The organism is Acidimicrobiales bacterium, assembly GCA_035316325.1.
Lineage (GTDB): Bacteria > Actinomycetota > Acidimicrobiia > Acidimicrobiales > VFJN01 > DASXTK01.
This window is the reverse complement of sequence record DATHJB010000241.1, coordinates 1-7,412: the sequence shown is the minus strand read 5'-3', so window position 1 is coordinate 7,412 and position 7,412 is coordinate 1. Positions and strand designations below refer to the sequence as shown.

General features: G+C 70.0%; 8 protein-coding genes. All 8 read left to right on the top strand.

The annotated features are described in order from the left end of the window. Nucleotides 1-238, top strand: a 238-nt coding sequence (locus tag VK611_31010; GenBank protein HMG45801.1) for an ABC transporter permease subunit, incomplete at its 5' end; no start/stop codon positions are given. Beyond that, nucleotides 225-1,346, top strand: coding sequence for an ABC transporter permease (locus tag VK611_31005; GenBank protein HMG45800.1), 1,122 nt, complete (start codon nucleotides 225-227; stop codon nucleotides 1,344-1,346). The genes VK611_31010 and VK611_31005, both read left to right, overlap by 14 nt. Before the next feature lie 22 nt (nucleotides 1,347-1,368). After that, nucleotides 1,369-2,457 (top strand): ABC transporter ATP-binding protein, encoded by a 1,089-nt coding sequence (locus VK611_31000; protein ID HMG45799.1) that lies wholly within the window; start codon nucleotides 1,369-1,371, stop codon nucleotides 2,455-2,457. Beyond that, on the top strand, nucleotides 2,457-3,455 hold the full coding sequence (locus tag VK611_30995; GenBank protein HMG45798.1) for an oligopeptide/dipeptide ABC transporter ATP-binding protein: 999 nt from the start codon (nucleotides 2,457-2,459) through the stop codon (nucleotides 3,453-3,455). Before VK611_31000 ends, VK611_30995 begins: the two co-directional genes overlap by 1 nt. Nucleotides 3,456-3,553: 98 nt before the next feature. Continuing rightward, the gene (locus VK611_30990) at nucleotides 3,554-4,540 is read left to right on the top strand and encodes a DDE-type integrase/transposase/recombinase (protein HMG45797.1); all 987 of its coding nucleotides are present in this window, start codon (nucleotides 3,554-3,556) and stop codon (nucleotides 4,538-4,540) included. A gap of 425 nt (nucleotides 4,541-4,965) precedes the next feature. Beyond that, nucleotides 4,966-5,712, top strand: a complete 747-nt coding sequence (locus VK611_30985) for an alpha/beta hydrolase (protein ID HMG45796.1) — start codon at nucleotides 4,966-4,968, stop codon at nucleotides 5,710-5,712. After that, the gene (locus VK611_30980) at nucleotides 5,709-6,686 is read left to right on the top strand and encodes an NAD(P)-dependent oxidoreductase (protein ID HMG45795.1); all 978 of its coding nucleotides are present in this window, start codon (nucleotides 5,709-5,711) and stop codon (nucleotides 6,684-6,686) included. The genes VK611_30985 and VK611_30980 overlap by 4 nt, the downstream gene beginning before the upstream one ends. A 214-nt stretch (nucleotides 6,687-6,900) precedes the next feature. Beyond that, the gene (locus tag VK611_30975) at nucleotides 6,901-7,308 is read left to right on the top strand and encodes a VOC family protein (protein HMG45794.1); all 408 of its coding nucleotides are present in this window, start codon (nucleotides 6,901-6,903) and stop codon (nucleotides 7,306-7,308) included. The last annotated feature ends 104 nt before the right edge of the window (nucleotides 7,309-7,412 follow it).

Genomic DNA, 7,412 nt, shown 5'->3' with positions numbered 1-7,412 from the left:
CCTGGTCACGGTGGCCGGCGTCGCGTTGGGCCGGCTCATCGGCGGCACGGTCATCGTGGAGACGATCTTCAACCTGCCGGGGATGGGGACGATGATCGTCGACGCCGTCGGCTCCCACGACTTCCGGGTGGTGCAGGCCGGCGTGCTCGTCATCGCCGTGTTCTACGTGACGCTCAACGCCGTCATCGACGTCTCGTACGCCTACCTGGACCCGAGGATCCGCCGTGGCCGGGTCTGAGCTCCTGCTCGACGATGCGGGCAGCGACGTCGGCGTCGGGACCGACGATGCGGCGCCGTGGCCGCTCGACGGGACGCGGCTGCGCCTGACCGCCCGGTCTCGGCGCCGTGGCCGTCGGCTGGTCGTGGGCCTCGCCGCCCTCGCCATGGGCGTCGTGCTGGTGGTCGCCGGGACGGTGGTCCTCCCGGAGGTCACCGCGGTGTTGCGGGTGGCGCTGGCATTGGCCGGTTCCGGCCTCGTCTACCTGGGCGCCGACCGACTCGGGCGGTTCTTCCTCGGTGAGGAGCTGGAGACCGCGCTGTGGTTCTCGGTGGCCTGGCTCGGTCTCGTCACGCTGGCGGCGGTCGGCGCGGACCTGTTGCCGTTGGCCGAGTCTCGTGACGTCTCCAAGACGCTGACGACGCCGACGTTGCTGCGGCCCGACCTGTTCTCCGAGCATCCCCTGGGCACCGACCGTCAGGGCCTCGACATCCTGGGCGGTGTCGTCCACGGCGCCCGGGTGTCCCTCGTCGTGTCGCTGGGGGCCGTGGCGATGGGGATGGCGATCGGTGGCCTCGTCGGCATCACGGCGGGCTACTACCGCGGCAGGACCGAGGGTGCCGTCAACGTGGTGGCCGACTCGATGCTGGCGTTCCCACCGCTGATCCTGCTGCTGGGCATGGTGGCGGTCGTCGAGCCCAGCGTCCGCAACGTCACGATCGCGCTCGGGGTGCTGGGGATCCCCACGTACATCCGGCTCAGCCGGGCCAACACGATGGTGTTCGCGCAGCGCGAGTTCGTGCTGGCGGCCAGGGCGTTGGGCGCCAGGGACCGGCGGCTCATCCTGCGCGAGCTGCTGCCCAACGTGGCGCTGCCGGTCGTGTCGTACAGCTTCATCGTGTTGGGGGCGTTGATCGTCGCCGAGGCCTCGTTGAGCTTCCTCGGGTTGAGCATCCGCCGTCCCAACCCGACCTGGGGCAACATGATCGCCGCCGGGCAGACGACCATCGAGCAACACCCGCACCTCGTCTTCGCGCCCGGCATCGTGCTGTTCCTGACCGTCTTCGCCCTCAACCGCGTGGGCGACAAGGCCCGCAAGCTCTGGGACCCTCGCCGGAGCCGGCTGTGAGCCCGGAGGAGGACGAGAGCGAGTGAGACCGTTTCCCGTCGGCAGTGCCGGCCCGCCCCTGCTGGTCGTCGAGAACCTGCGCACGATGTTCGACACGCCACGGGGCGTCTTGCGGGCGGTGGACGGTGTCTCGTTCACGCTCGAGCGGGGCGAGACGCTGGGCATCGTCGGCGAGTCCGGCTCGGGCAAGTCGGTGCTGGTGCGGTCGATCATGAACCTGCTGGCCGACAACGCCTACGTACCCGAGGACAGCGAGGTGATCTTCGACGGGCGCGACGTGCGCCAGCTGTCGCGGCCGGAGGCCAGGCACTTCTGGGGCACCGAGATGGCGATGGTGTTCCAGGACCCCATGACGTCGCTCAACCCGGTGAAGCGCATCGGTGCGCAGCTCACCGAGTCGATCCGCTACCACCTGAAGCTGAGCCGCAACGCGGCGACCGAACGGGCCGTCGACCTGATGCACCAGGTGAAGATCCCCGATCCCAAGCGCCGCCTGGACCAGTACCCCCACGAGCTGTCGGGTGGCATGCGCCAGAGGGTCACCATCGCCATCGCGCTGGCCTGCGAGCCCCGGCTGCTCATCGCCGACGAGCCCACCACGGCGCTCGACGTCACCGTGCAGAAGCAGATCCTCGACCTGCTGGCGCGACTGCAGGAAGAGCACGACATGGCGATGATCCTCATCACCCACGACCTGGGCGTCGTCGCCGGCCGAGCCGACCGGGTGGCGGTGATGTACGCCGGTCAGCTCGTCGAGGTCGCCGCCACCGACGCCCTCTTCACTCAGGTCCGTCACCCGTACACCGAGGCGTTGCTCAACTCCGTCCCCAAGGTGGACCAGCCGAGCCACACCCGCCTCGACGCCATCAGCGGCCGGCCGCCCGACATGGCACAACTCCCCAAAGGGTGCCGGTTCGCGCCGCGCTGCCGTTACGCCCTGGCCGACTGCCTGGACCGCAACCCAGAGATGCTGGAGACCGAGCTGCTCCCGCACCGGTGGCGGTGCTTCGTCCCGGTGGGGAGCCCGGAGGCCGACACCGCGCTGGCCGACAACCTCAGGGCCGGGCACACCGCAGCCGGGCTCGACCTGAACGCCGTGGCGGTCAGCTGATGGCCGGCACCGGCAAGGCCCACCTCCGGGACGGCGACGACGTGCTGCTGCGGGTGGAGGACCTCGTGGTCGAGTTCGCCGCCGGCCGCAACCAGACCGTGCACGCCGTCTCGGGCGTCAGCTTCGACGTGCTCGACGGCGAGACCCTGGGCCTGGTGGGCGAGTCGGGGTGCGGCAAGTCCACAACGGGACGGGCGATCATGCAGCTGCCATCGCCCACCTCGGGCTCGGTGGTGCTCGAGTCCACCGACCTGACGGAGCTGGCCGACGAGGACCTGCGGCGGACGCGCCGCCAGCTGCAGATGATCTTCCAGGACCCGATCTCGTCTTTGAACCCGCGGCGCAAGGTCAGAGACGCGGTCGCCGAAGGCCTGCGCATCTGGGGCGGGCGCAACGGCGAGACCGCTGCCAAGGTCGACGAGGTCCTCGAGGCCGTCGGCCTGGCACCCGAAGTCGTGGGCGATCGCCGTCCGGGCCAGTTCTCCGGGGGTCAGTGCCAACGCATCTGCATCGCGCGGGCGCTCGTGCTCGAGCCCAAGGTCGTCATCTGCGACGAGCCGGTGTCGTCGTTGGACGTCTCGGTCCAGGCGCAGATCCTCAACCTGCTCGAGGAGATGAAGGCCCGCTACGGCCTCACGCTCGTCTTCATCGCCCACGACCTCGCCGTGGTCAAGAACATCAGCGACCGGGTGGTCGTGATGTACCTCGGCAAGATCTGCGAGGTCGCCACGCCCGACGAGCTGTTCGCCCACCCGTCGCACCACTACACGCGGCTGCTGCTGGCCTCGATCCCGAAGCCGACGCCCGGCAACCGGCAACACGGAGAGGGACTGGCGGGCGAGCTGCCGTCACCGCTCGACCCGCCTTCCGGCTGCCGCTTCCGCACCCGCTGCCCGGCGGCGCAGGACCGATGCGCGCACGAGGAGCCCCAGATCCGTGAGGTCCGCCCCGGGCACTACGTCGCCTGCCACTTCCCCGAGGCAGCGCCGGCCCTCTAGATCTTCCTGTCCGGGGGTTGAGGTTGCAGATCCACCTCGTTGGAGGGGTGGTGGTGGACCCTGTGGTTCCTTCCACAGATCCAGAGGAGCCCACCACCGTGACCCCGGCAGAGATCATCTATCAGCGACGTGCCCGTGTGCTGGATGTCGCCCGCGAGACCGGCAACGTGGCGGCGACGTGCCGCATGTTCGGTGTGTCGCGCACGACGTTCTACAAGTGGCGCAGTGTCGCTGAGCGCTACGGCGTCGAGGCGCTGTTGCCCAAGGACCGTCGGGTGCCGCAGATGCCCAACGCGACACCGACCTGGGTGGTCAACGAGCTGCTCACCCTCGCCGTGGTGGAGCCGACGTTGGGGTGCCGCCAGTACTCCGATCGGCTCGACGACCGGGGCTACCAGATCGCCAAGTCCACCGTGCAGGAGATCCTGATCCGCCACGGGCTGGGCCGGCGATCCGCCCGCGTCGCCCGGGCCGCAGCGGTCACCGCACAGACGACGGGTCTGGTCACCGAAGCCGCTCGTGAGGACGAGCCCTTCGGGTTCTGCCACTTCGCGGCCCGGCCCGGCGACCTCGTGGCCCTGGACAGCTTCTACATCGGGAACCTCAAAGGCGTCGGCAAGGTGTACCAACTCACCGCCATCGAGACCGCCACCCGCTGGGCCACCGTGATGATCATCCTCGGCACCCCCAACGGCACAGTCACCGCCCGCTTCCTGGAGACCGTGATCCGCCGCTACCGGCGTCTCGGTGTCACCGTGCGGGCGGTGCTGACCGACAACGGTCCCGAATACATCGCCCGCACCTTCACCACCGCGCTGGCCGCCAAAGGCCTGACCCATCACCGCATCCCACCCCGGTCCCCGAACCACAACGCCGTGTGCGAACGCTTCCAAGGCACCGCCCTCCAAGAGGCCTGGCGCCCCGCCTTCCACCGCCGGCGCTTCACCTCCACCCGCCAACTCCAAGCCGAGATCGACGCCTGGCTCATCAACTACAACAACCGGCGCCGCAACCACAGCGACTACATGCGCGGCCGCACACCCCGCCAGATGCTCAACCTCCACCGCAACCGCCAAACAGCCTGACACCATGACCCAACCCAGAGCCCACCCGTCACCTCAACCCCCGGTCCGGAAGCCCTAGACGACCAATTCCAAGGGGTGGTCTGACGGCTTCTCTGTGCCGACGGGTCGTTGGGCCTGGCACCGTGGGGCGTCCAGCGACCGAAATGGTTGCCTCCTGCCGCATCGAGCCCGGACCCTGATGATCGTGCGGTGCCAGGCGACCCTTTCAGTCGCCACACACCGCACCGACCGGCCACTGGCGCTCCCCCGGCCAGAGGCGACCTTCCCGTCCCGAGTCATCTGTAGCCACCGACCACAGTCGAGTCGTTCGTAATCGGAGACCGACCACAAACAACTCAAGAACAACCGAACGACCACAAACGACTCGCCACCGCCCCGGGATTGGTCATCTAGGACTGCAGGGACCGCTGACGGGAGAGAGGAACATGACCGAGGTGCTCGAACGGTGGGCCGAGGGGACCGGGGGACGGTTGCGGTACCTCGACAGCGCGTCGGAGGAGACCGTCGGCCTGCCCGTCCTCTTCTCACCCGGCCTCAGCGACACGGCCGACGAGTACGAGGCGGCGTTCGCTGCCCTGACGCCCCGCCGCCTGCTGGTCGTGGAGGTGCGGGGCCAGGGACGCAGCGACGCCCCGCCCACCGGCTACTCCGCCGACGACCACGTCGACGACCTCGAGGCGGTGGTCGAGCACGCCGGGCTCGACCGCTTCCACCTCATGACGTTCTCCCGGGGGACGACGTGGGGCATCGACCTGGCCCGGCGCCGTCCGTCGTGCGTGGCGTCGGTCAGCATCGGCGACTACCGCGCCGTCGAGGTGGGCCTGCCGCCGACCTTCGCCGAGAGCCAGTGGCGCACCCGGTTCCGGGGACGGCCGATGCCCGACCGGGTCACCTTCCACGTCCTGGAGGGCATCGCCCGAGAGTCACGCGACCGGGACCTGTGGGAGGCGCTCGGCGGGCTGGGCGTCCCGGTGCTCGTCGGGCGGGGAGCCGCCGGCGGGATCCTGCGCGACGCCGACGTGGAGCGCTACCGGGCCGCGGTCGCCGACATCGAGGTCGTCACGTTCGACGACGCGGCCCACGACCTCTTCCGGCCCGATCGCACCGCCTACCCGAGGGCCGTCGCCGACTTCGTCGCCCGTCAGGTCGCCGAGACGGGAGGACGGCCGTGACGCGGCCGGTGTCGATCCTCCTCAGCGAGACCGCCCACGACCGCTACTGGGCCCGCATCGTCGACTGCGCTCCGCAGGCGGAGGCCGTGCAACTGCGCCGCGACGGCACGCGCTCCGGCACGACCGACCGGGTCGAGGTGGCCTGGGTCACCACCGACGTGTACCCGGACCTCGCCGGCGGCTTCTTCGGCACCGCGGTGCGCACACCGTCGCTGCGCTGGCTGCAGTCGGCGGCGGCCGGGTTCGACAACCCCGTCTACGCTCGCCTCGTCGACGCCGGCGTGCGGGTCACCTCCGCGCACGTCAGCTCAGGCCCGATCGCCGAGCTCGTGGTGCGCGCCATCCTCGACCATGCCCACGACGGCCCCCGCTGGCGAGCCGCCCAGGCCGCCCGCGCCTGGTCACCGGCGCGCCACGGGAACGTGCTGGGCACGACCTGGACGATCGTCGGCTTCGGCTCGATCGGCCGGGCGGTCGCCCGGGTCGCACGAGCCCTGGGCGCCCGGGTGCATGGCGTGCGCCGCCATCCGTCTCCCGACGACCCGGCGGACGAGATGTTCCCCCTCCAGCGCCTTCACGACGCCGTGACGGGCGCGTTCGCCGTGGTGCTGGTCGTGCCGCTCGACGCCGGTACCGCCGGGCTGGCCGACGAGGCGCTCTTCGGTGCCATGGCCCCGGGTTCGATCCTCGTCAACGTGGGCCGGGGCGAGCTCGTCGACGAGCAGGCGCTCCTGCGGGCCCTCGACCGGGAAGCCCCGGAGGCGGCGGCCCTCGATGTGTTCGCGACCGAGCCGCTGCCGCCCGACCACCCGTTCTGGGACCACCCACGGGTAGCGATCACACCCCACGTGGCCGGCACGACCACGGGAGCCGACGATCGCCTCAGCGAGCTGTTCGTCGCCAATCTCGGCGGCTACCTCAGGGGCGGGCCGCTCGCACACGAGGTCCGCCCCACGGACCTGGCCGTCAACTAGCCAGGATCGCCCGTAGCTGAGGCCTCCGGATCGCAGCGGCCTGACGTACGGGTTCGGCGCGGTGCTGGCCCCCGTCCCGCGGCGTTTGTCATGATCCGGGCGTGTGCTTCGCTGTGGGGCCAGCCGAGAGCGATGAGTTTTACGAGGCCGCGACGTCGGTCTACAGAGAACCGTACGGACGGGGAGATCGTGAGATCCTCGTCGAGGAGGACCAATGGGCTTGAGCAGCTACAGACTGAACGCGTCGATCGCGGTGACCGACATGACCCGGGCCGAGGAGTTCTACGAAGGCAAGCTCGGTCTCTCGGCGGTACGGACCGGGGCTGACGGAAGCAAGGTCTATGCGTCAGCCGGTGACGAATCGCTGGAGGTCTACCCATCTCCGGACCACGCCGGTCGGTCGACCGCGACCCTGGCCACCTGGCACGTCGACGACGTCGAGCAGACGGTCGACGAGCTGACCTCGAACGGCGTGACCTTCGAGCAATACGAAGGCGTGCTCGAGACCGGCTTCGACTACGGCACGGACGAGAAGGGGATCTCACCCCGCGCCGGCGGCGGCAAAGTCGCCTGGTTCAAGGATCCCGACGGGAACATCTTTTCGATCGAGGGTGATCACTAGCTGAGCCTGCCTTAGCCAGGATGCCCGTAGCTGGGCCCGGCGCATCAGTGTCATCGCCGTTGTCGGGTAGCACCGCCGAGGCGCCGGCAACCGTGTCGAGCCCA

What these genes read in the sequence shown, in the direction of transcription:
- VK611_30995 (HMG45798.1), top strand. Translation starts at nt 2,457, where the DNA reads ATGGCCGGCACCGGCAAGGCCCACCTCCGGGACGGCGACGACGTGCTG.
- VK611_30985 (HMG45796.1), top strand. Translation starts at nt 4,966, where the DNA reads ATGACCGAGGTGCTCGAACGGTGGGCCGAGGGGACCGGGGGACGGTTG.
- VK611_30975 (HMG45794.1), top strand. Translation starts at nt 6,901, where the DNA reads ATGGGCTTGAGCAGCTACAGACTGAACGCGTCGATCGCGGTGACCGAC.